This window comes from Tenacibaculum litopenaei, assembly GCF_964514025.1.
GTDB lineage: Bacteria > Bacteroidota > Bacteroidia > Flavobacteriales > Flavobacteriaceae > Polaribacter > Polaribacter litopenaei.
In genome coordinates this window covers 414,289-435,733 of the sequence record NZ_CAZEQT010000007.1, presented here as the reverse complement: position 1 = coordinate 435,733, position 21,445 = coordinate 414,289, and the positions used below count along the sequence as shown (strand labels likewise).

Annotated in this window: 18 protein-coding genes and 1 other RNA gene; 12 read left to right on the top strand and 7 right to left on the bottom strand. The window is 40.0% G+C overall.

Annotation, left to right across the window (positions count from 1 at the left end; all coding sequences use genetic code 11):
* Nucleotides 1-2 precede the first annotated feature (2 nt).
* Both ACKTS5_RS16555 and tsaD read right to left on the bottom strand, forming a co-directional pair.
* Complete coding sequence (locus ACKTS5_RS16555) at nucleotides 3-1,850, bottom strand: LTA synthase family protein (protein WP_408044998.1); 1,848 nt, start codon at nucleotides 1,848-1,850, stop codon at nucleotides 3-5.
* 3 nt (nucleotides 1,851-1,853) lie between these two features.
* A complete protein-coding gene (tsaD, locus tag ACKTS5_RS16550; RefSeq protein WP_408044997.1) occupies nucleotides 1,854-2,882 on the bottom strand; it encodes a tRNA (adenosine(37)-N6)-threonylcarbamoyltransferase complex transferase subunit TsaD in 1,029 nt (342 codons plus the stop codon).
* Between the two features lie 183 nt (nucleotides 2,883-3,065).
* Here tsaD and ACKTS5_RS16545 point away from each other — a divergent pair, with 183 nt between their 5' ends.
* The 5 genes from ACKTS5_RS16545 to ACKTS5_RS16525 all read left to right on the top strand — a co-directional run bounded on the left by ACKTS5_RS16545 (nucleotide 3,066) and on the right by ACKTS5_RS16525 (nucleotide 12,118).
* Nucleotides 3,066-7,475: a translocation/assembly module TamB domain-containing protein gene (locus tag ACKTS5_RS16545; RefSeq protein ID WP_408045234.1), complete on the top strand. Its 4,410-nt coding sequence runs from the start codon at nucleotides 3,066-3,068 to the stop codon at nucleotides 7,473-7,475.
* A 10-nt stretch (nucleotides 7,476-7,485) separates the two neighbouring features.
* Entirely contained in the window at nucleotides 7,486-8,409 is a 924-nt protein-coding gene (locus ACKTS5_RS16540) for a DUF368 domain-containing protein (RefSeq protein ID WP_408044996.1), read from the top strand.
* 35 nt (nucleotides 8,410-8,444) lie between these two features.
* The gene (locus tag ACKTS5_RS16535; protein WP_408044995.1) at nucleotides 8,445-9,455 is read left to right on the top strand and encodes a DUF368 domain-containing protein; all 1,011 of its coding nucleotides are present in this window, start codon (nucleotides 8,445-8,447) and stop codon (nucleotides 9,453-9,455) included.
* Nucleotides 9,433-10,194, top strand: a complete 762-nt coding sequence (locus ACKTS5_RS16530) for a shikimate dehydrogenase family protein (protein ID WP_408044994.1) — start codon at nucleotides 9,433-9,435, stop codon at nucleotides 10,192-10,194. The genes ACKTS5_RS16535 and ACKTS5_RS16530 overlap by 23 nt, the downstream gene beginning before the upstream one ends.
* Nucleotides 10,195-10,276: 82 nt before the next feature.
* Nucleotides 10,277-12,118, top strand: a complete 1,842-nt coding sequence (locus ACKTS5_RS16525; RefSeq protein ID WP_408044993.1) for a DUF349 domain-containing protein — start codon at nucleotides 10,277-10,279, stop codon at nucleotides 12,116-12,118.
* Nucleotides 12,119-12,151: 33 nt separating this feature from the next.
* Here ACKTS5_RS16525 and ACKTS5_RS16520 read toward each other — a convergent pair whose 3' ends face one another.
* The 3 genes from ACKTS5_RS16520 to ACKTS5_RS16510 all read right to left on the bottom strand — a co-directional run bounded on the left by ACKTS5_RS16520 (nucleotide 12,152) and on the right by ACKTS5_RS16510 (nucleotide 15,423).
* A complete protein-coding gene (locus ACKTS5_RS16520; protein ID WP_408044992.1) occupies nucleotides 12,152-12,667 on the bottom strand; it encodes a DUF4136 domain-containing protein in 516 nt (171 codons plus the stop codon).
* A 96-nt stretch (nucleotides 12,668-12,763) separates the two neighbouring features.
* Entirely contained in the window at nucleotides 12,764-14,242 is a 1,479-nt protein-coding gene (locus tag ACKTS5_RS16515; protein WP_408044991.1) for a S8 family peptidase, read from the bottom strand.
* Between the two features lie 179 nt (nucleotides 14,243-14,421).
* Nucleotides 14,422-15,423, bottom strand: a complete 1,002-nt coding sequence (locus ACKTS5_RS16510) for a M20/M25/M40 family metallo-hydrolase (RefSeq protein ID WP_408044990.1) — start codon at nucleotides 15,421-15,423, stop codon at nucleotides 14,422-14,424.
* 70 nt (nucleotides 15,424-15,493) lie between these two features.
* Here ACKTS5_RS16510 and kdsA point away from each other — a divergent pair, with 70 nt between their 5' ends.
* The 6 genes from kdsA (at nucleotide 15,494) to ACKTS5_RS16480 (ending at nucleotide 19,280) form a co-directional block, all read left to right on the top strand.
* Complete coding sequence (gene kdsA / locus ACKTS5_RS16505; RefSeq protein ID WP_408044989.1) at nucleotides 15,494-16,312, top strand: 3-deoxy-8-phosphooctulonate synthase; 819 nt, start codon at nucleotides 15,494-15,496, stop codon at nucleotides 16,310-16,312.
* A gap of 46 nt (nucleotides 16,313-16,358) precedes the next feature.
* Complete coding sequence (locus ACKTS5_RS16500; RefSeq protein WP_408044988.1) at nucleotides 16,359-17,309, top strand: transglutaminase domain-containing protein; 951 nt, start codon at nucleotides 16,359-16,361, stop codon at nucleotides 17,307-17,309.
* Between the two features lie 108 nt (nucleotides 17,310-17,417).
* Entirely contained in the window at nucleotides 17,418-18,035 is a 618-nt protein-coding gene (locus ACKTS5_RS16495) for a hypothetical protein (RefSeq protein ID WP_408044987.1), read from the top strand.
* A 41-nt stretch (nucleotides 18,036-18,076) separates the two neighbouring features.
* Nucleotides 18,077-18,373: a winged helix-turn-helix domain-containing protein gene (locus ACKTS5_RS16490; protein WP_408044986.1), complete on the top strand. Its 297-nt coding sequence runs from the start codon at nucleotides 18,077-18,079 to the stop codon at nucleotides 18,371-18,373.
* A gap of 53 nt (nucleotides 18,374-18,426) precedes the next feature.
* A complete protein-coding gene (locus tag ACKTS5_RS16485) occupies nucleotides 18,427-18,903 on the top strand; it encodes a Coq4 family protein (protein WP_408044985.1) in 477 nt (158 codons plus the stop codon).
* On the top strand, nucleotides 18,900-19,280 hold the full coding sequence (locus ACKTS5_RS16480; protein ID WP_408044984.1) for a ribosomal maturation YjgA family protein: 381 nt from the start codon (nucleotides 18,900-18,902) through the stop codon (nucleotides 19,278-19,280). Before ACKTS5_RS16485 ends, ACKTS5_RS16480 begins: the two co-directional genes overlap by 4 nt.
* Here ACKTS5_RS16480 and ACKTS5_RS16475 read toward each other — a convergent pair.
* Nucleotides 19,273-19,485 (bottom strand): DUF3820 family protein, encoded by a 213-nt coding sequence (locus ACKTS5_RS16475; protein WP_408044983.1) that lies wholly within the window; start codon nucleotides 19,483-19,485, stop codon nucleotides 19,273-19,275. The two genes, ACKTS5_RS16480 and ACKTS5_RS16475, sit on opposite strands and share 8 nt — an antisense overlap.
* A 43-nt stretch (nucleotides 19,486-19,528) precedes the next feature.
* Entirely contained in the window at nucleotides 19,529-20,737 is a 1,209-nt protein-coding gene (locus tag ACKTS5_RS16470; protein ID WP_408044982.1) for an NAD(P)-dependent oxidoreductase, read from the bottom strand.
* Between the two features lie 199 nt (nucleotides 20,738-20,936).
* Between ACKTS5_RS16470 and ssrA the strand changes: the two genes are divergently transcribed.
* Nucleotides 20,937-21,331: a transfer-messenger RNA gene (gene ssrA, locus ACKTS5_RS16465) on the top strand.
* Nucleotides 21,332-21,445 lie beyond the last annotated feature (114 nt).

The following is a 21,445-nucleotide window of genomic DNA, read 5'->3' as shown; positions in this document are numbered from 1 at the left end:
TCTTATTTATCGAGATAATCCTGATAAGCCTCTTGAGAAATGGCTTTTCCTAGTTTTTCTAAATCGTCGGTCGTTCCTTGGGTAAGGGCGGGCTTATTGCTTACGTAATCGTAAACATATGCTCCTGATTTACTAACGGTACCAAATCCTTTGTTAAAAATGTAATGAGCGTAGTGTTGCTCGTTGTGATTAAACAAGTTTGATCCAAACGAAAAAGCGTCTTTATCACCTTTGAGCAGGTCGAGTAAGGTATAGGGAATATCGATTTGCGAGCCCACAGTGGTATTGACCACTCCTTTTTGCTTTAAAGCACCTCCCAACCATACCATTGGGATTTGAAACTTCTTTGGAGCATTGAAATACCCCTCGTGTTTAGGCAATGGATGTCCGTGGTCTGCTACGATGATCACTAGGGTGTTGTCCCACCAAGTTTGCTGTTTTGCTTCCGCTATAAAGGCACCGATAGCTGCATCGGTGTAGGCTTGTGCGCTTTTGTACAGGTCCGTTTCTGTGCGTTTCCCAAATTTGTATTCACCTGGGAATTCGTAGGGTTCATGGCTAGTTAATGTTAAAGCAATGGTGAAAAATGGTGCTGATTGTTTTTCTTTTAAGTCACGCATACAACGTTCGAGCATGATGTGATCGTGAGCCCCCCATTTAGAGTTCCAATCTGCACGGTCAAACTCGTTTCCTTCGACGATTTGATCGATTTGACCATTTCGTAAATAGGTGTTCATATTTCCAAAGTTCGTATCACCTCCGTAGTAAAAGCTGGTTGTATACCCGAGTTTCTTCATTTCGGCAGTCAGCATAGGTAAGGACCTTGTTTTATGAGGAGTTTTGATGATGCTCTGAGTAGGTTGCGGATAATAGCCACTCAAGATGGCAGGAAGTCCTTTGTCGGTACGGTCACCATTTCCGTAAAAATTAGAAAACAAGATGCCTTCTTTACCCAGCTGATCGAGGTGCTCTGTCACTCCTTCGGCACCGTTTAGCGACCCTACTGCTTTGGCAGATAGGCTTTCCCAGATAATCAACAATACATTAGGCTTGTTAGCTAACAGCACACTGTCGGTACTTTGTAATAAAGGAGTTCGGCGTTTTTCGATAATTTCTTGCGCAATTTTGGTGTCAAAATGCGTGTATGGATTGTGGTCTTCTGTTTTGTGTGTCAGCGTATTTCCTAGATTCCAAATACAATTTATAGCCGCGTGATTGGCAAACATATTATTGGAAAAATACACATTACTTTGATTGATGGGAACTGTTTGAAAACCGCCGCGAATAGGAAGGATTAACAAGGCAATCACAACTAAAAATACTGGGAGTTCCCAGAGTTTTCCAGGGGCTAACTGCGATAGTGGTTTTTGAAGTGTTTTGTTAAGGGTATAACAACTGATTGCAGTAAAACTGAGCCATATAAAAATACCCACAACGAGCAAGGTTCCCGATACCGAGGCGAGCATGATTTTTGGCGTGCTGATATAGTTAAATAAGGTACTGTCGATTCGAACTCCCCATGATTTATACAGTACAGTGTCAATTATGATGAGTAAACTCGTCAAGGCGATGATAGGGTAGCTGTAGGCTTTCAGTAAAAAACGAGTTGCCGTTGCTCTGAACGGAACCGTTAGCATGAGGATGAGAAAAGGAATCAAGGACAGGTATCCTGTAAAGGAAAGATCTAATTGGATTCCGTAAACGAAAGTCTTGATACTTGTAAGTAGACCAGCTTCTCGAGTTTTTTCCATGTAAAAGATCAGAAATAAAAAGCGAGAAAAGGCAAAATATCCGAGCCACCATAGAAAATAAAACAAGGCGAGCTCGGCTCTGGTTTTTAATGTGTTCATGAATTATTCAGTAACTTTTAAACGTGCTTGAGCAGTGATGCTCGCATCCGAATAATCGTTGTTTAGGTATTTTAAATATCCAGTGATGGCAATCATTGCCGCGTTGTCTGTGGTGTATTGGAATTTTGGAATATAAGTGTTCCATCCCCAGTGTTTTTCTGCGAGCTCTAAACGCTTTCTTATTTCGGAATTTGCCGAAACACCTCCTGCAATAGCAATGTGTTTGATACCTGTAGCTTTTACTGCATTTTTAATTTTGTCCATTAAAATTTCAATAATCGTATGTTGTATTGAGGCACAGATATCGTAGAGGTTTTCTTCGATAAAATTTGGATTGGCTTTGGTTTCTCGTTGGATAAAATACAAAATAGCTGTTTTGAGTCCACTGAAGCTAAAATCCAAATCTCCCACACGTGGTTTACTAAAGCTATAGGCTTTGGGGTTCCCTTGTTGGGCGTACTTGTCGACCAAAGGACCTCCAGGATAGGGGAGTCCTAATATTTTTGCTGATTTATCAAAGGCTTCTCCAACGGCATCGTCGATGGTTTCACCTAAGATTTCCATTTCGAAATGGTCTGTTATTTTTACTATTTGGGTATGTCCACCACTAATGGTAAGACAGATAAAAGGGAAAGGAGGAATTTTAGATCCTTCTTCCTTGATAAAATGGGCCAATATATGTGCCTGCATATGATTGACGTCAAGCAGCGGAATGTCAAGTCCTAAAGCCAGTGATTTGGCAAAGGAAGTTCCGACCAATAAAGATCCCATAAGTCCAGGCCCTCTGGTAAAGGCAATGGCACTCAAATCTGATTTTTCAATACCCGCTTGGGCAATTGCTTGCTGTACTACAGGGACGATGTTTTGTTGATGGGCTCGAGAGGCCAATTCAGGAACAACACCACCGTATTTGGCGTGCACTTCTTGGTTGGCTACGATATTGCTCAATACTTTTCCATCGTGTAAAACTGCGGCACTTGTATCGTCACAAGAGCTCTCTATTCCTAATATATAAACGTTCTTTTTATCCAATTTCAAGAGATTTATCCTGCAAAAATATTCATAATGAGTTAGAAAATCGTTAAAATCGAATTTTCTTTACATTTTGGGCAAGATTTTTGGTATTAGCTAGTTACTTTTGTTAAATTATTACTATCAAAATTCGCGGGTATCAAGAGAGCAAAGAAAATATTGGGGAGGATCGTTAAGTACGTAGTGCTTTTTTTGTTGTTGCTCATTGTAGTACTGTCCTTACCGCCAGTACAAAGTAGGTTGGCCAAAAAGGCAACAGATTACGTGAATGAAGCTTTTGGAACCAATATCGTTGTAAAGCGACTAGACCTTTCTTGGTTGGGAACCGTACAATTGAAAGGAATTGAAATCCGAGATCACCATCAAGACACCTTAATTTTTGTAAAAAACTTAAAGACCTCTTTGTTAAACGCCAAAAAGGTGTTGGAGAATAAAGTGGACTTGGGAGAAGCTTCGTTGAGCGGAATTCATTTTCATATGAAAACCTACAAAGGGGAATCCAATGATAACCTGTCGGTATTTATCGAAAGTTTTGATGATAATAAGCCTAAAGACAGCACTGCGACTCCTTTTATATTGCGCTGCGAACAGATTAATTTAGCCGATATGGATTTTCGATTGCGCGATGAAAATCGCAGCGAAGATCTTCAATTTGGAGCGTCCAAGCTCTCGGCATCGTTAAATAACTTCGCCGTTGTGGGGCCCGATGTGAATGCAGACATACGAAACATGGGCTTTACAGACAACCGAGGAGTGGTAGTTACTGATTTGAGTACCGATTTTAGTTATACCAAAACGAAGATGCTGTTTAATAACCTGGTATTGCGCACGGACAACAATTCCAAATTGGCGGCCAACGTCAAACTGAGCTATAACCGAAAAGACTTTGTTGATTTTAACGATAAGGTGCAAATCAAAGCGACGTTTAACAAGAGCAGCATGTCGGTAAAAGATTTGAGCAAGTTATACCGCGAACTCAGCGGAGATGATATGCTGCATTTCACCGGTAAAATTCAAGGTGTTTTAAATAACTTTAGTGCTACCAAGGTTCGATTACATTCGAAAAATGGAATGAAGATCATTGGTGATATGGGCTTTGTAAATGCCCTGCGTACCGAACGTGGGTTTGTTTTTGATGCTGATTTGGCTAATGTTACCGCAAATTACTTTCAGTTAAAAAGTGTATTGCCCAATTTGTTAGGAAAAACCTTGCCTACAGAGTTTCAGCGTTTGGGGAATTTTACCATGGTAGGACTGGTAAAAGTAACTCCGGAGCAAATGGAAGCCACCCTAAATGTCGAATCGGCCATCGGAACGACCATCTCCGATCTGCAACTTACGAATATCGAGAACATAGATGAAGCGGAATACGTGGGGGAAGTGGAGTTTAAAGATTTTGATATAGGTGTATTTGCCAACGATCCGCTCTTAGGAAAAATTTCCTTGATTGCCGATGTGAACGGAAGTGGCTTTAATGTAGAGAATGTCAATACGACCATTATCGGGAAAATAACCAACCTGGAATTTAACGACTATGAATACAAAGACCTCAGTGTAAACGGACAATTTCAAAACAAAAAGTTCGACGGGTTTTTGAGTGCGGATGATGAGAATTTCAAAATGACTTTTGAAGGATTAGCAGATTTCTCTTCGGCGATTAATAAGTTCGACTTTGAGGCCGATATCGCCCATGTAAATTTGAAAGCGACTAACCTCTTTACCCGCGATAGTATTGCGAGGTTAAAAGGAAAGGTAGGACTGAATATTTCTGGAAATACGTTCGATGATATTATAGGAAAGGCGTCCTTTAAAGATTTTGTATATACCAACCAAAAGCAGGCTTATCGATTTAAGAAATTTGACATTAGTTCTATTGTCAAAGACAGTATCAAAACCATTGAAGTCAACTCGGAAGATATTGTACGAGGGAAATTGGAAGGGAAGTTTTTATTTAATGAGTTGTGGTCTGTGACGCAAAATGCTCTGGGAAGTGTGTATACAAACTACGAGCCCTTTAAGGTAACTCCCAACCAGTTTTTAGATTTTGACTTTACCATTTACAACCAGATCATCGATGTGTTTTTACCGCAGATGTCCATAGGGAAAAATACGCGATTGAAAGGACGTATTAATTCGGATAGAAATTCGGTAAAATTGACTTTTTCAACGCCGGTTATCAACGCCTATGGCAATCTCCTGGAAACAGTAGTTCTCCGATTAGACAACAAAAATGCACTGTACAATACTCACTTAACCGCCGGGAAGATAGATAGTAAATACTACGATATTGAAAAGCTCAACTTGTTGAACAGGACAGAGAAGGACACGCTGTTTTTTAAATCGCTGTTTAACGGGGGGAAGAATTTTGATCAAAAATTTAATTTTGACTTTTACTTTACCATTAACCCCGATCAGAAATGGGTGGTAGGAGTACAAAAATCAACACTCAACTACCAGGGGTTTGACTGGGTGGTGAATCCTAATAACGATAAAGAGAGTAAGGTGACCTTTGACTTGCAAAAAAAGGATTTTAGCGTAGCTCCTGTCGAGTTAATTTCTGGGGAACAACACATAGGCTTCCGTGGAGACATCAAAGGAGAGGATTACAAAGATATCCAAGCGAGTTTCCGATCCGTAAAATTACAGAGTTTCTTACCCAGTATTGACAGCCTGCGATTGAGAGGAAAGGTAGATGGTTTGTTTGCCTTAAAGCAAAAAGAAGGAATACTAGATCCGAAGGCAGAAATGCGCATTCAAGACTTCAGTATTAATGATTTTGAACAAGGAAACCTGTCTTTGCAAATAAAAGGAGAAAACTCCTTTGAGAAGTACAGCGCCTACATGAGTTTAGAAAACGAGAACGCCAAAAGTATTACTGCGCAGGGAACACTCGACTTCAGCCAAAAACGTCCAACAATGGACTTGTCGGTAGCACTGCGAGACTATGAAATAGCAGCATTTAGTCCGCTAGGACAAGAAGTGCTTTCAAAACTTCGGGGGAGAGTGTCGGGTGATTTTACCTCAAAAGGCTATATCCGAAATCCGGAGTTTGACGGGAAATTGGTACTGGAAGAAGCCGGTTTAGCGTTTCCGTACTTAAATGTTGATTTCGATTTAAAAGGAAATTCTGAAATAGTACTCGAAGGACAGCAGTTTATTTTGTCGGATGTAATATTGGAAGATACCAAACACAATACCGTAGGAAATTTATCGGGGTATATCGCGCATCGTAATTTTGACCTGTGGTTTATGGATTTAGATTTAACAACCGATAATTTACTGGTTTTAGACACGAAGGAGTCTGATGAAATACCCTATTACGGAACGGCATTTTTAAAGGGAACAGCCGAAATTACTGGGGTAACGAGTAACTTAGATATCGTTGTGGAAGGAAGTACCCAACCGAATACTAAGTTTGTAATTCCGCTGAGTGATGTTAAAATGATAGACAATTACAAGTTGATTCATTTTGAAAAGCGCGCTACAGAAACGGTAGAAAAGGAAAAACTCATCGAAGATATTAAAGGACTCGATTTAAAAATGCGTCTCGACGTGACCAAAGATGCGGAAGCACAGGTAGTAATCGATAAAGTATCGGGAAGTGAATTGAAAGGAAGTGGACAAGGAACCCTCCAGATAGATATCAATACCCGAGGAAAGTTTAATATGTTCGGAGACTTTAAGGTAGAAAAAGGGTTGTATAACTTTAAATACGCCGGAATTACCAAGCCTTTTGTGGTGCAAAAGGGAGGAACAATTTCTTGGACGGGAAGTCCTTTTGATGCTGAGTTGGATATTACAGCCGTGTATCGAACCAAAGCAAATCCAGCACAGGTATTAGACAATATTAATTCGAGTAGAAAAATCCCGATTGATTTGTACACCAAAATTACGGGAGGCTTGTTTAGTTCTAAACAGGAATTTGATATTAAAATTCCCAACGCGAATTCTACAGTGAGTTCCGAGTTGGAATTTTTACTCAATGAGAACGATTTGAATACCAAAATGCAGCATTTCTCGTTTTTATTGGCATTCGGAACCTTTTATAACGAAGAGGCTATCGGAACTAGTGCCACCAACGGACTTACCGGAACCGCCTCTGAAATTGCGACGAGTATTTTATCAGACATGCTGAACAGTGATGGAAGTAAGGTGAAGTTTGGAGTTGGGTATACGCAAGGAAATCGAGGAGACGTTAACAATGTAAATAGTGATGATCAGGTAGATGTTTCGGTGAGTACACAACTCAGTGATCGTGTACTGGTCAACGGAAAAGTAGGAGTTCCCGTTGGAGCTAACACTCAAACCAGTGTAGTGGGAGAGGTTAAGGTTGAGGTGCTACTAAATGAGGAAGGAAACTTTAGAGGTACTGTATTTAACAGGCAAAATGACGTACAGTATTCGGCAGAGGACGAAGGCTATACGCAAGGAGTCGGTTTGTCATATCAAGTAAATTTTAATAACTTAAAGGAGTTAGGACAAAAATTAGGTTTAAAGAAAAAAGAGAAAAAGGAAGCTAAAAAAGACAGCCTTCCTAAAAAACCTAAAAATCGAATGATGCATTTTAAATCGAAGAAAAAGACTAAAAAATAACCAAACTAATATGAAACGATCTATTAAAGACTATGTAATCATAGGACTAAAAGGAATGGCCATGGGAGCTGCAGATGTAGTACCAGGAGTATCAGGAGGAACGATAGCTTTTATTTCAGGTATTTACGAAGAGTTGCTACAGTCGATAAGTTCTGTAAACCTAGGTGTGCTTAAAACACTGAAAAACGATGGGCTAGCAACGGCTTGGAAACAGGTGAACGGAAATTTCTTAGCAGCGCTTTTACTCGGAGTTGCCATTAGTGTGGCCTCTCTGGCGAAGTTGATTTCCTGGTTGTTGGAAGCACATCCGGTATTGCTCTGGTCTTTTTTCTTTGGCTTGGTATTGGCAAGTGTATTGTATATCGGAAAGCAAATAGAACGCTGGAATGTCGCTTCAGTGGTGTTGATGCTCGTAGGAGCAGTGTTGGCCTATTATATCACCACACTCAACCCTATGGTTTCGGAAAACTCATCCCCGCTATTTTTATTTCTCGCAGGTGCCTTGGCAATTTGTGCCATGATTTTACCAGGGATTTCGGGGTCTTTTATTTTGGTATTGCTCGGAGCTTATAAAGCGATACTCGCAGCAGTAAATCAACGTGATTTGTTTACCATTGCTGTCGTAGGATTAGGAGCGATTGTTGGTTTATTGTCTTTTTCGAGAATCTTGAAATGGTTATTTGCCCATTATAAAAATTACACACTGGCGGTACTTACGGGCTTTATTTTAGGGTCTTTAAATAAAATATGGCCATGGAAAAAAGTTCTGACCTATCGTACCAACTCTCACGGAGAGCAGGTGCCTTTTAACGAACTTTCGATATCGCCGTTTTCTTTTGAAGGAGATCCACAGTTGTTCGCGGCAATAGGACTTGCTGTAGTCGGTTTTGGATTGATTTTACTCCTAGAAAAATTAGCTGTTGAAAAGAGCTAGAAATTGTGTAACTTCGTTCGACTAAGGAATTGGAAATGCACAATAAACGATCACTACGTGAAAAGATAGGGCTATTTATTCGCGGCTTAACCATGGGAGGTGCCAATAAAGTTCCAGGAGTTTCTGGAGGTATGGTAGCTTTTGTTATGGGATTCTACGAAGAGCTCATCTTTACCTTCCAACGCGTTAATGGCAAGGCGTTTAAACTGCTGTTTAACGGTCGGTTTAAAAGTTTTAGTCGCTATACTAATTTGGAGTTTTTAGTACTCGTGATGACGGGGAGCATGTGTAGTTATTTTAGCGTATCGTTACTCCTCGATTATTTTTTAAAGAATTACGAACTCTATGTGTGGTCGTGGTTTTTTGGAATGATCATCGGGTCTATTTATTACATAGCTAAAGATTTTGCTGATTGGAGCTTAAAAAATGGTATCGGCCTCTTGTTGGGAGTTGGAGTGGGACTTGCGATAAGTTTTATGACACCTGCCAAGGAAAATGATAATTTGTGGTTTGTTTTTCTCTGCGGCATCATCGGTGTCTCAGGTATGACCTTACCGGGATTGTCGGGTTCATTTATTTTAATTTTACTCGGTAACTACGTATTGCTTTTAGTAGATAGTGTCAATGTGTTTGGAGGCGTCATTACCAGTTTACTCCAAGGAGATTTCTCGGTGCTCCAAGATGCTGTTAAGCAGCGATATTTAAAAATAATTGCGGTCTTTACAGCAGGATCGGCCTTTGGGTTGGTCTCAATTTCTCATGTTTTGGGCTATGTGCTCAAAAGGTGGCATCAGCTGGTTACTGCTATCATTATCGGGTTTATTACGGGGTCCTTAGGAAATGTATGGCCTTGGAAAACGACGATTCATAAAATGGAGGCAGGCGTATACCTACTCGACAAAAAAGGCAATAAAATTATAGAAAACTACGAACGCTATATTCCCGACATGCAACTGGGAGCTACCTGGCTAGCCATCACTTTTATAGCTATCGGTATAGCATTGATATTATTAATTGATTATTATGGAAGAAAACGTGCTAACTAAGCGTTTTGCTTTGATAGGAAGAAATATTTCTTATTCTTTTTCACGAGGATATTTTACGGAGAAGTTTCAGAAATTAGGCCTGGAAAACTGCGAATATGTCAATTTTGATTTGGCAGAAATTTCGGAGTTAAAAGCTACTTTGGCAACACAGGTTCACGAGCTAGGAGGAATGAATGTGACGATTCCTTATAAATTAGCCATCTTTGATTTTTTAGATGAGTTGGATGAGGAAGCCCGTGAAATTGGCGCTGTGAATACCGTACAGCTGCTAGAGAACGGTGGCTTAAAAGGATACAATACCGATGTTTATGGATTTCGAGTGTCACTAGCTCCCTTACTGCCAAAAGGAGCAGTTAAAGCCTTGATTTTAGGAACGGGTGGCGCTTCAAAAGCGGTTGCCTATGCCTTAAAACAATTGGGGGTTCCTTATACTTTTGTCTCGCGATCGGCCTCTGAGAAATCACTTACTTACGACGCGTTGACTCCTGAGCTAATTGCGACACATACCCTGATAGTAAACTGTACACCTCTCGGAACTTTTCCGGATGTAGAACAATGTCCTGATATCCCATACGAGGGCATTGGAGAAGGGCATTTGCTATATGATTTGATATACAATCCGGCAGAGACTGCATTTTTAAAAAATGGAAGATTGCGCGGTGCTCAAATCAAAAATGGGTTGGAAATGTTAGAGCAACAAGCTGAGAAAGCTTGGGAAATATGGAACTCAAATCAATAATTTAAACAAAAAATAAAGTTTGCATTTCTTTTAGAATGCTTATATTTAAGCTCTAATCGAAAGGAACTTAAACATTGTAGATATGTTAGAAAACAACGAAGAAAAGGTTGAACAACCAACAAATCATGAAGAAACTGTTGTGACTGGAGCTGAAAAAGCGGTCTCTGATATTGAGAACGAAGTAGCTCAGGAAGCGGAAAAAGCAGATGAAAAACATGAGATACCTATGCTCGACTACGCAGCCATGGAACTAGATGCGTTGGTAGATGAGTTAAAAAAATTACTTAAAGCACACCCGATACAACAATTAAAAGCCAATGTAGATGCGTTAAAATTAGCGTTCAATACGAAGTTCGGCAAGTTGTTGGCCGATAAAAAAGAGGCGTTTTTAGCAGAGGGTGGAAATTCTATAGACTTTCAGTTTTCTAGCCCGGTAAAATCGGAATACAATAAGTTACTTGGAGAGTACAAAACCAAAAGAGATAGCTATTACAATCAGTTGGAAAAGCAACTGAAAGATAACTTAGAAAGAAGAAACGAGCTGATTGAAGAATTGAAATCACTAATCGAGCACGGAGACGTCAAGTCTATGTACAACGATTTTCAAGAAATTCAACAGCGTTGGAAAAATATTGGAGCAGTGCCAAAAACCAAGTACAACGATACTTGGAAAACTTACCACCACCACGTAGAGCGTTTCTACGATTTACTACATTTGAATAAAGATTTCAGAGAACTCGATTTCAAACACAACCTGGAAGAAAAGTTAAAGCTCATAACGCGAGCGGAAGCTTTAAATGAGTTGGTAGATATCAATGTTGCTTTTAAAGAATTACAAGAGTTACACCGCTTGTGGAAAGAAGAAATTGGACCGGTTGGTAAAGAGCACCGAGAAGATGTGTGGAAGCGTTTTAGTGAGGCTACGAAAAAAATTCACGACAAACGTCATCAGTATTTCAAAGAGTTGAAATCAAAGTATCAAGATATGATCGATGCGAAATTAGTCGTTGTCGATGAAATTAACGCCTTCGATGTGTCGGGGAACAAAACCCACAACGATTGGCAAAAGAGCATCGTGGAAATTGAAGCATTGCGCAAAAAGTACTTTGATATCGGGAAGTTACCTTATAACAAAAGCGAAGCTATTTGGCAGAAGTTTAAAGCGGCTACCAAGAAGTTTAACACCGCTAAAAACGCGTTCTATAAACAGGAAAAAAGCGCGCAAAGTGACAACCTTAAAAAGAAAATGGAATTGGTAGAACTCGCTGAGAGTTTAAAAGAAAGCGATGACTGGGATACTACGACGAATACCATGAAACGCATTCAGTCAGATTGGAAGAAAATAGGACATGTGCCAAGAAAGTACTCCGATGAAATTTGGAAGCGTTTTAAGAGTGCCTGTAATTATTATTTTGATCGTTTGCACGAACGCAAGAACGAACTTAATAAAGAACTTTTAGTCGTAGTTGATGCGAAAAAAGAATTTTTAGATGCGTTTAAAGAAAAGGCAAGTTTATCGTTGGATGAAGTGCTGGCAGCCATCGCCGATTGGAAAAAATTAGGAAACCTACCGAGAAATGCGCGTCATTTAAATGACAAATTTAACAAGGCGGTAGATGCGTTTTTAGAAAAGCTAGATATGAGCAGAACAGATATCGAGTTTTTGAAATTTAAAAACGTGGTAGACGGTTATCTAGACCAAGAAGATTATAGGAAACTCGATAGTGAGCAGTTGTTTATCCGACGTAAGATTGACGAGAATGTCCGAGAAATGCAACAGTTAGAAAACAACTTGAGCTTTATCTCAAACGCTACGGAAGACAACCCATTAGTACAAAATGTACGTCGAGGAATTCAAGAATTTAAAGACGAACTCGACATCTGGCAAATGAAGTTGGATTACTTAAAAAAATTAGAGTACTAGACATAAAAAAAATAGCAGCGAAAGCTGCTATTTTTATTTTTTAGGAGGGTATTTACTCAACAGTTTACTGATAATGTGTTGGTAGTGTCTCTCTTTTTCTTCAGGCTTTAAATTGTCTCTGACCTCAGAAGAAATAACTCCTTGCCAAAGCAATTCGTTTTTTTCAGCATCTACAAAATCGAGGGTAAATACTTCTTTAATTTTTACGGTAGTAATAGGAATACCTCCAGAGATATCAAAGCCTATATTTCCGCCACCACCGATACCTACTCCGATAGTATTTCGATTTTGAACCGGTTGTTTTTCTACAAAAAAGTTGACGAGTATGGCAGGTGATGTTGACTGCGTAATGCGCTTGAGTTTTAATTGTTGATCGAGCACCTGTTGTACGCGTTTGATATCTAGTCCATTCAAGCCGTTCCCGGCATCTTCAAAGTAGTTAAAACTGGTGTACTTCGCAAAATTGGCCGCACTGTCGTAATCGTACACGACTTTCGTGGACGAGCAGCTTATAAAAATGAATAGAAAGATATATTTGAATGTTCTCATGATTCCGTTTTAGGAGCTAAAGTAACAAAAATTGTACCTTATTAAAAAAAGCCTCGAATTTCTTCGAAGCTTTTCATGCATGTGTATGTAGGTGGTTTATTGCACTGCTTTCAAAGCATCAATATTACCATATCCGTAGTCTCCATTTTTATTTGGATAAAACTCTGAGGCTTGCTTCATTTTTTGCAATACCTGAGCTCTGGACCAGCCTGGATTTTTCGACCATACTAAAGCGGCGATTCCAGCAGTCGTAGCCGTTGCTATCGACGATCCTCCTACGTAATTTTCTTTACCGTTGTAGTAACTCAACACCGGAATTTTATTGTCTGTACCATTTCTGCGTTGCATTTGAATGGTAAAATCGATTTTCGATCCTTTGTGGCAAACGTCACAATTGTCATAAACGCCTTCCTGAACTCCTGTTACGGCAACCGTTTCATCCATAGAAGCCGGGAAAATAACGCCGTACCAAGTAGTAAAAGAAGTGGAAGTTCCTCCAGCAGCGACAATCATCTTTCCTTTGTTGTAGGCATACTTTACAGCGTCTTTTACGCGACTGATACTGAATGGCGATCCTAGCGACATCGAAATAACTTTGACATCACTTCGATTTCCTAAAGCCGTCAGTGCTTCAGCAATACCTCTTTTTTCGTGATAATCATCAATAACCACGTTGGCAACTGCTCTATAGCTCACTAAGTTGGCGTTGTAAGCAACTCCTACAGGTAAATTGTCGTTATTTCTTGGGGCAGTGGCAACCGAAGCCATACTGGTTCCGTGACCGCATTTGTCATTGACACCATCGTAGTTGTTTGACCAAGCCCACCACGAATCTACATAGGTTCCGTACTTCTGTACAAATCTTCCCGATGAATAGCCATCGTTAAAGTACTGATTCATCCATTTTTGCTCTGGTGATAATCCGGTGTCTATAACAGCCACGGTTACTCCGGCTCCTGTACTGTGATTCCAAGCTTGTGGGATTTTATGAGCATCAAAGGCCCAAGGTAATTTGGCTCCTGGAGCGATGGTTCTGTAATCGTTAGCATTTATGGTATTTTGGCGGTAACCACATCCTGCAGAAGAAGCCATTTTTTCGGCTCCTGCTGTAAAGGCAGTGTATCCGGCAGGTTCAACATAGCGTACACGACTGTCTTTGAGTAAGGCTTCTATCGTGGCTAAGTTTTCGACCTTGATATCGAGTACATTGATATTTTCATCGGAAAATAACTCGTTTTTGGCACGTGAACCTTGTTTTTCTGATTGAGAGATTAAAGCTACGAGTTGTTCTTTGATATTTTTGGAAGAAGCACTTCTTTGATAGTCAGTGGCTGAGGTTCCATAACCAACCGTTAAAATCTGTTCACCGTGCTTTAATGCACTCCAAATGGTATGTGCATTTTGTTTGGTCCACTCAAAATCACCGGTAGTTTCTAGTGATTTTTTGATAAGAGAATTGATTTCGGTTTTACTTAGAGCATCTTGCGTTACCTGGTTTTCTACTTCTAGGGCATCATTCGACGAACAGGAAATCATAAGGCATACGATTCCTATACTCATGAGTATTTTTTTCATGGTTTTGAAGGGTTTTGTATTAAATTATAGCGAATATATTAAAAAATACAATCAAAAATATAGTATATCGTAAAAAAGTAATATCAAAAATAGCAAATTGGTAATCGAAAGAAATTAAAACAAAAAAAATAGCAAGGGAGAGCCCTTGCTATTACTGAGATTGTTTAATTCTTTGGTAGCTAGTCGGTAATCACCACACGAGTGGGAGTATCTTTTCCTTCGATGATACTTTCAGTTCCTTTAGCTACAGCTTTAACCGTTTCTGTCAATACACGAGTATCTAAAGTAGCCGCCTCGTCCGATACTTTGTGGTAATCCGCATCGACGTCGATAGGCGTTGTTGAAAATGTGTGTGAGGGTACCCCTAGGCGTGCCAATGAAGCATTGTCAGAACGGAAAAAGAGGTTGAATTTTGGATAGGGGTCTGGATAGAGTTTGTAGCCAGTACCCTCTAGATTTTTTTGTATGATTTTACCAAAATCAGAACGGTCAAAACCTGTTAACCATGCCGTTTTAGGTCCTGTTTTTGGTTCTTTACCGATGAGTTCTAGGTTAATTCCAGCAACGAATTTAGACGCGTCAATATCTTTTCCGAAGTGTTTTGATCCAACAAGTCCCATTTCTTCAGCAGTAAAACAAACGAAAACGATCGAACGTTCGTTGTTTCCTTTTTGAGCGTAGTATTCAGCCAAGGAAAGTACTCCAACAACTCCTGAGGCATCGTCGTTGGCTCCGTTAAAAATAGTATCGCCTTCACCGTCTTTTTTGACACCCAAATGATCGTGATGGGCCGAAACGACTACAAATTCCTCTTTTTTAGATTTGCCTTCCAAGACTCCGATAATATTGGACATCTTAATACCGTTGTGCTCAAATTCTTGACGGTAGCTCGTAAGATCGCCGTAAAACTTTAAACCAATACGCTTGTATTCATTTTCTATGTACTGAGTAGCTTTCTCCATACCTTCTGTACCCGGTAATCTCCCGGTCATTTCATCAGAGGCTAGCGTGTAGAGGTGTTTTTTTATTACTAGTGAATCGATCACCGGTTGGGTAGTAGTCACTGCCACTTCTTGGGTTTCAGTGGATTCGGGGAGGTCTTTTTTGTCGTTGCTGCTATTTTGCTTACACGCAAATAAAGCCATGCTCAATCCGATAAAAAGAACGGTGTGTTTCTTCATGTTAATTTGATTTTAAAGCTTAAATATAGCTAATTTAATTTCTTATTTTTGTAGGAAATTAACAATGACTATGCATTTATCAGAGATACCGAGTATAAAACACACAGATTCAAACAACTTTTTCTTACTAGCAGGACCTTGTGCCATTGAAGGAGAAGATATGGCAATGCGTATTGCGGAACGCGTGGTGGAAATTACCAATAAATTGAAGATTCCCTATGTTTTTAAAGGGAGTTTTAAGAAGGCAAATCGCAGTAGAATCGATAGTTTTACTGGAATCGGTGATGAAAGAGCATTGGAAATTTTAAAGAAGGTAGGAGAAGCTTTTGAGGTGCCTACCATTACCGATATCCACGAGGTAAGTGATGCTGCGTTGGCAGCCCAATACGTAGATGTATTGCAAATTCCAGCCTTTTTAGTGCGTCAAACGGATTTAGTGGTGGCTGCTGCTGAAACTGGAAAAGTAGTAAATTTGAAGAAAGGACAATTTATGAGTCCAGAAGCCATGCAACACGCAGTGAAAAAAGTTCACGATAGTGGAAATTCAAAGGCTTGGATCACCGATAGAGGAACCATGTTTGGATACCAAGATATGATCGTAGATTTTAGAGGGATTCCTACCATGCGTGCCATCGCTCCTACAGTATTAGACGTTACCCATTCACTGCAACAACCCAACCAGTCGAGTGGTGTGACCGGAGGTCGTCCAGAAATGATAGAGACCATCGCTAGAGCAGGAGTGGTAAACAATGTCGATGGCTTGTTTATCGAAACGCATTTTGACCCAGCAAATGCCAAAAGTGACGGAGCAAATATGTTAGATTTAAAACATTTAGAAGGTTTATTGAGTAATTTAGTAGCAATTAGAAAAACTGTCTTGGCATTATAGGCATAGTTTTTGTTTATTTGCTAAAGTTGTAATTTTTCTGATGAATATGAAGCGGCTATTCTACCTACTTATTTTTTTAAGCTGTCAAACGTATGCGCAAAGCTATAAGAGCATCGCGCAAAAAGTTCAGCTGTACAGCAATGCAAATTCGGCAAAAGTAATCGCCGACAAAATCGCTGTGGATTTTGACGACCCCGAAGTGCAGGCAAAAGCGGCCTTTATTTGGGTTGCAAAAAATATCAAGTACAATTTTAATGCGTACAGACGAGGCATTAGAAAATCGGTAGGATTTCGATACCGATCAGAAGAAGAACGCTTACAGAAATTACGAGCTATAAAAGACAGTATCGTCGTCAAAACCCTAAAAGAACGAAAGGCCGTTTGTGAAGGTTATGCTCAAACCTTGGCGAAAATATTGAGTGAACTCGGCATACAAAACGAGGTGGTGAAAGGATATGTACGCAACTCCTACATGGAAATAGGTGCGCCCTTGGCCAGACCAAACCACGCGTGGAATGCGGTGTTTATAAAAGATAAATGGATGGCGATCGATGCTACGTGGGCAGCAGGTTCCGTGATTAACGGCCGCTGGCAACCTCAGTTTGACACCTACTATTTTAAAATTCCAGAAAAGCATTTTTTAAAAACACATTACCCAGAGCTTTCTCGCTGGAGAATGGGAAGTGAGATGAGTAAAAAAGAGTTTTACGAACAACCCATTTATACGACGGAGTTCTTAAAAACAAATCTTGAACTCATCGCGCCAACCAATGGTTTGTTGAAAACCACAGAGGGAGAATCACTGACCTTACAGGTGAAGAATTTGCTCTCATTTCAAACCGTTCTCTGTGGGTTGAGTAGTTATCGCTTTGCACAAAAGCCGAGTGTGGTGTATAAAAACAGTGTAGGATACATTAAAATTACACCGAGTAAAAACTGTCAAAAGTTGTTTTTAGTAGTGGATGGAGATGTGTACATCGAATTCCGATTGATTTAAAAACGTATATAGATACTGATAACGGGAGAAGAGCCAATGCTTTTCTCCCGTTTTTTTTGGTGTATTGATATTTATATTTTAACTTTGTAATGCAAAGTACTTTTAATTATGACTAAAGAAAAATACCTAGACGACCTGCAAGAAATCAGAAGCATCATGCAAAAATCATCGCGATTTATATCGCTCAATGGCTTGTCAGGGGTACTGGCAGGATCTTATGCATTGATCGGTGCAGCCTATGCTTACTGGTTAGTAGAAGAAAAGTCGAAAGGTATATTGGTATTGGGAAGTACTATATTTTGGCAGTGTTTGGGAATATTGGCTACCGTGGCTATCTTGAGTGTTGGAACCGGAATATGGCTAACAACGCGTAAGGCAAAAAAGAATAGAGAATCTATTTGGGATGCGAAAACGCGCAGTTTATTAGGTCATATGTTAGTGCCTTTATTGGCAGGAGGACTGTATATTTGCATTAGCTTATGGCAAGGTCGTTATGGACAATCGGGAGCCTTAATGTTACTCTTTTACGGGTTTTCTTTGGTGAGTGCTTCTAAATTTACCTTGGGGTACATCAAGTATTTAGGACTTTCTGAGATTGTTTTAGGACTGCTGAGCGTAAGTTTACCCGGATATGGATTTTGGTTTTGGGTATTGGGATTTGGCGTATTACACATCGTATACGGAATTGCCATGTATTTTAAATACGATCGCATAAGCAGAACCTAAGAAGTAACAGATTCATTAAACTAAGCGGAAGGAAGATACCATTGAAAAATATACTCGCACATATAAATAAAGCGTTTGATCATCGCGTACGATTGGGAATTATGTCGGTTCTTATGGTCAACGAGTTTGCCGATTTTAAAACGTTAAAAGAAATTTTAGGAGCTACCGATGGCAATTTAGCCAGTCATGCTAAAGCCTTGGAAAAAGCGACGTATATCCGAGTAGAAAAGCAGTTTGTAGGGCGTAAACCCAATACGAGGTACTATGCCACTGACGCGGGAAAAGAGGCTTTTGAAAAGCATATCGAAGCCTTGGAAAGATTGCTGAAAAAAGAGTAGTCTATTTTTTTTGAAAACAAACTTTGAAATTCAAAGTACTTTAAAAATAAGTTATGAGAAGAAAATTGATTTTGTGGTTGTTTGAAAACACCCGAAAAATGTATGTTAAAGTAAAGAGAAAGGACGCTTGGACGATCAACCAGGGAGAATTGCTAACACTACCTTCAAACAGTTTGGGCTATGCCTTAGGAGCTTTTTTAGCTCAGCATGGCTTTTCGATGGTGCCGAAAGTTGAGGAGCACGATGTTTTTCACGTGCTGTTCAACATCGGTACGGAGGTAGAAGATGAGTTGGCCTTGCAGTTTTTGTGTTACGGCAATGGCAAGTGGAGTCTTTATTTGGTGGGGAGCCTCGGTTTGGGGTTGTTCTTATTTCCGGAGTATTACCGGTATTTTTGGGAGAGCTATCAGCGGGGAAGGCAATGCCGACCTTTTACGAATACGGACTTTAGACCTTTGTTGGAACTACCACTCGATACAGTGCGTGCGAGCTTAGCGATTCGAACTAATTTAATAGGATATAAAGGATGATAAGAAGAGAACAATGGCGATTGGGGAGCATGGCTCTCATGTTGTTTGGAGTATTGTATGGGCTTGAGAAAACAACGGGGTTTTTGCGTCATACCCTTGGCGATTTTGTCGTGGTTATTTGGTTGTATTACCTCGTGGCATTGGTAGGTGGTAGTACTGTTAACAGAACGGCGGTAGGAGTATACTTGCTTGCCTTGAGTATAGAAGGCTTGCAGCTAACTTCTTTTGTCACCTTTATGGGGTGGGAGGGAGAACGCTGGGCACAGTTGGTTTTTGGCGCTACCTTTAGTTGGGGCGATGTGTTGGCCTATACGCTGGGAATAGCACTTGTTTGGTGCTTTGAAACCTATCGAATAGATCGTCGTATACTTACCTGAGTTTTCTAAGTATGTCTTCCAAACCGTTGAGTTGCATTTCGTATACCAAGGCCATCATGGTACCGAGTTTACCCTTTGGAAATCCTTGGTTTTTATACCACACCAAATAGTATTCGGGAATATCTACGAGGTAGTATCCTTTGTACTTGCCGAAGGGCATTTTCATTTTTGCGGTATCTACTAAAAACTGTTTGTCTGGTATCATAAAAAAAAGATCCCGCAACTAAGGCGGGATCGTATAGGGTGGTTTATTCGTTTCCGTCTACATAATCTTGCAAGTACGCGAAGCGCTGGGTGAGTTTCCCTGCAGCATCGGTCATTTGCGAGCGTTTTAAAATTCCGTCGGCATCGTTGTTATAGAAGGCCGGAATTACGTGTTCTAAGAACATAGCTCCAAAGCCATCACTGGCATCTTTTGGCAACTCACAAGGCAAGTTGTCTACGGCCATAACGGTAATAGCTTCTGGATCGTTATACGCTATTTCTTCACCGGTTTCCGGGTGGTATCCATAAATTGGATCTGCGATAGTTGAAGGGCGAATAGTAGTCGCTACTGGTCCGTCAATATCACATGAAATATCTGCTACGTACTTGATGGCAAAGGTAGGATTTTTTACATCGTCTTTCGTAAATAAATACGGAGCTCCATCACCGTAAAAATGTCCAGCGATAAAGAAATCGGTTTCTTGGGCATAGGGCATAAAATTACTCTCATAGCCACTAGGGTCCTTATAAAACTCAAATTTATCACCAACTTTACCGTCTTTGCGTTTGTTGTACTCCATTACGTCGATCATACAATACACAGGCTCACTGAATTTGCTAGTGAGGTACAGGGCATCGCTTACCTGTTTAATTTTCAAGTGATCTAAAATTTCCTTGGCTCCATAGGCTACCTTTCCAGTTCCTGAGAGTACAATTTTAATAGGGGGAATGGTAATTTTATCGAGTTCGGCTTTTACGGCTTCTAAATCGGGAAGTGTTTCTACTTTAGGCAGTGTAAACAACTGTTCGCGGAGTCCGAAAGCTCTAAATCCGTTATAGGCACCTACGAGTCCGGCGTAGCGTCCGAAACCGATAAGGCGGGCACCGTTTTCTTTCACGATGGTTTCGTGATCGAACAGTTCGATGTTTTTATCCAGCATTGCTTTCAGCAGCTTTCGGTTATACGGTTGTTTTTTAATGGTATGCGAAAAGAAAAAATACTTCTTATTCGGAATCAAATTTTCAACGGGCACCTCTTTTACTCCGAGGAGCACATCGCAATCTTCCAATGAATCGGTAACCTCAAAACCGGCGTTTTTATAGGCATCATCTGAAAACACGCGAATGGGAGAGCTTTCAACTACGATTTCTGCTTGAGGAAACTGTTGTTGAAATTCTTGCAGTTTTTCAGGAGAAAAAACAACGCGTCTATCAGGAGGGTTCTTACGTTCACGAATAATTCCGAATTTCATATCACTTTGTATTAAAATTAAACAATTTTGCGTTAAATGTTGTAGTTTAAACAAACTCCTGCGAAAATACTTTATTTAAAAGGATTTTACAAGTACTAATTTTGTTTATATTTGCACTCGCTAAATTTGCTAGCCACTCAAGAAACTTTAAGACTTTGCGACGGCCATGGTATGGCTTTTGCAGGTATAGTAAAATAAAGGGGACGACTGGTTTTGACAGCAAGGTCAGTGATAATGTAAGCATATCGAGGAGTGAGATGACAACTCGTTAAACTTATTTCAACCATTTAAACGGCGAAGATAATTACGCTTTAGCTGCTTAATCTGAATCACAGTAAGATAGAGCCTCGGCACACTAGGTGTGCAAGCTAAATGTCCACAAAAAGCCTTGGTTTACGGCGTTTTATTTATGGGCATCGTAAAAGTAAACATAGGAATTCTAGTACTTCGATAGGATTCCGAAGCTAAAGAAGTTAAGCTAAAAGTGGGTCGTCTTTAATCAGCTTTTAGTCGAAAATTAACTAAAGACTAAGTATGTAGAAAGCCTTTGAGCTGCTTGTTTGGACCCGAGTTCGATTCTCGGCGTCTCCACAAACAAACCCTGTAAGCATTATGTTTACAGGGTTTGTTGTTTTTGGGTGTCAATTTAGGTGTCAAAAAAAGCAGTTACTACGTTATACAATTACATCTAACTTAAAACATAATTTA

Excerpts from the sequence above, each read along its gene's own strand:
- ACKTS5_RS16525 (WP_408044993.1), top strand. The coding sequence starts at position 10,277 with ATGTTAGAAAACAACGAAGAAAAGGTTGAACAACCAACAAATCATGAA.
- ACKTS5_RS16530 (WP_408044994.1), top strand. The coding sequence starts at position 9,433 with ATGGAAGAAAACGTGCTAACTAAGCGTTTTGCTTTGATAGGAAGAAAT.
- ACKTS5_RS16495 (WP_408044987.1), top strand. The coding sequence starts at position 17,418 with ATGACTAAAGAAAAATACCTAGACGACCTGCAAGAAATCAGAAGCATC.
- ACKTS5_RS16535 (WP_408044995.1), top strand. The coding sequence starts at position 8,445 with ATGCACAATAAACGATCACTACGTGAAAAGATAGGGCTATTTATTCGC.
- ACKTS5_RS16520 (WP_408044992.1), bottom strand. The coding sequence starts at position 12,667 with ATGAGAACATTCAAATATATCTTTCTATTCATTTTTATAAGCTGCTCG.
- ACKTS5_RS16500 (WP_408044988.1), top strand. The coding sequence starts at position 16,359 with ATGAAGCGGCTATTCTACCTACTTATTTTTTTAAGCTGTCAAACGTAT.
- ACKTS5_RS16540 (WP_408044996.1), top strand. The coding sequence starts at position 7,486 with ATGAAACGATCTATTAAAGACTATGTAATCATAGGACTAAAAGGAATG.
- ACKTS5_RS16555 (WP_408044998.1), bottom strand. The coding sequence starts at position 1,850 with ATGAACACATTAAAAACCAGAGCCGAGCTCGCCTTGTTTTATTTTCTA.
- ACKTS5_RS16475 (WP_408044983.1), bottom strand. The coding sequence starts at position 19,485 with ATGATACCAGACAAACAGTTTTTAGTAGATACCGCAAAAATGAAAATG.
- ACKTS5_RS16480 (WP_408044984.1), top strand. The coding sequence starts at position 18,900 with ATGATAAGAAGAGAACAATGGCGATTGGGGAGCATGGCTCTCATGTTG.
- ACKTS5_RS16485 (WP_408044985.1), top strand. The coding sequence starts at position 18,427 with ATGAGAAGAAAATTGATTTTGTGGTTGTTTGAAAACACCCGAAAAATG.
- kdsA (WP_408044989.1), top strand. The coding sequence starts at position 15,494 with ATGCATTTATCAGAGATACCGAGTATAAAACACACAGATTCAAACAAC.
- ACKTS5_RS16470 (WP_408044982.1), bottom strand. The coding sequence starts at position 20,737 with ATGAAATTCGGAATTATTCGTGAACGTAAGAACCCTCCTGATAGACGC.
- ACKTS5_RS16510 (WP_408044990.1), bottom strand. The coding sequence starts at position 15,423 with ATGAAGAAACACACCGTTCTTTTTATCGGATTGAGCATGGCTTTATTT.
- ACKTS5_RS16515 (WP_408044991.1), bottom strand. The coding sequence starts at position 14,242 with ATGAAAAAAATACTCATGAGTATAGGAATCGTATGCCTTATGATTTCC.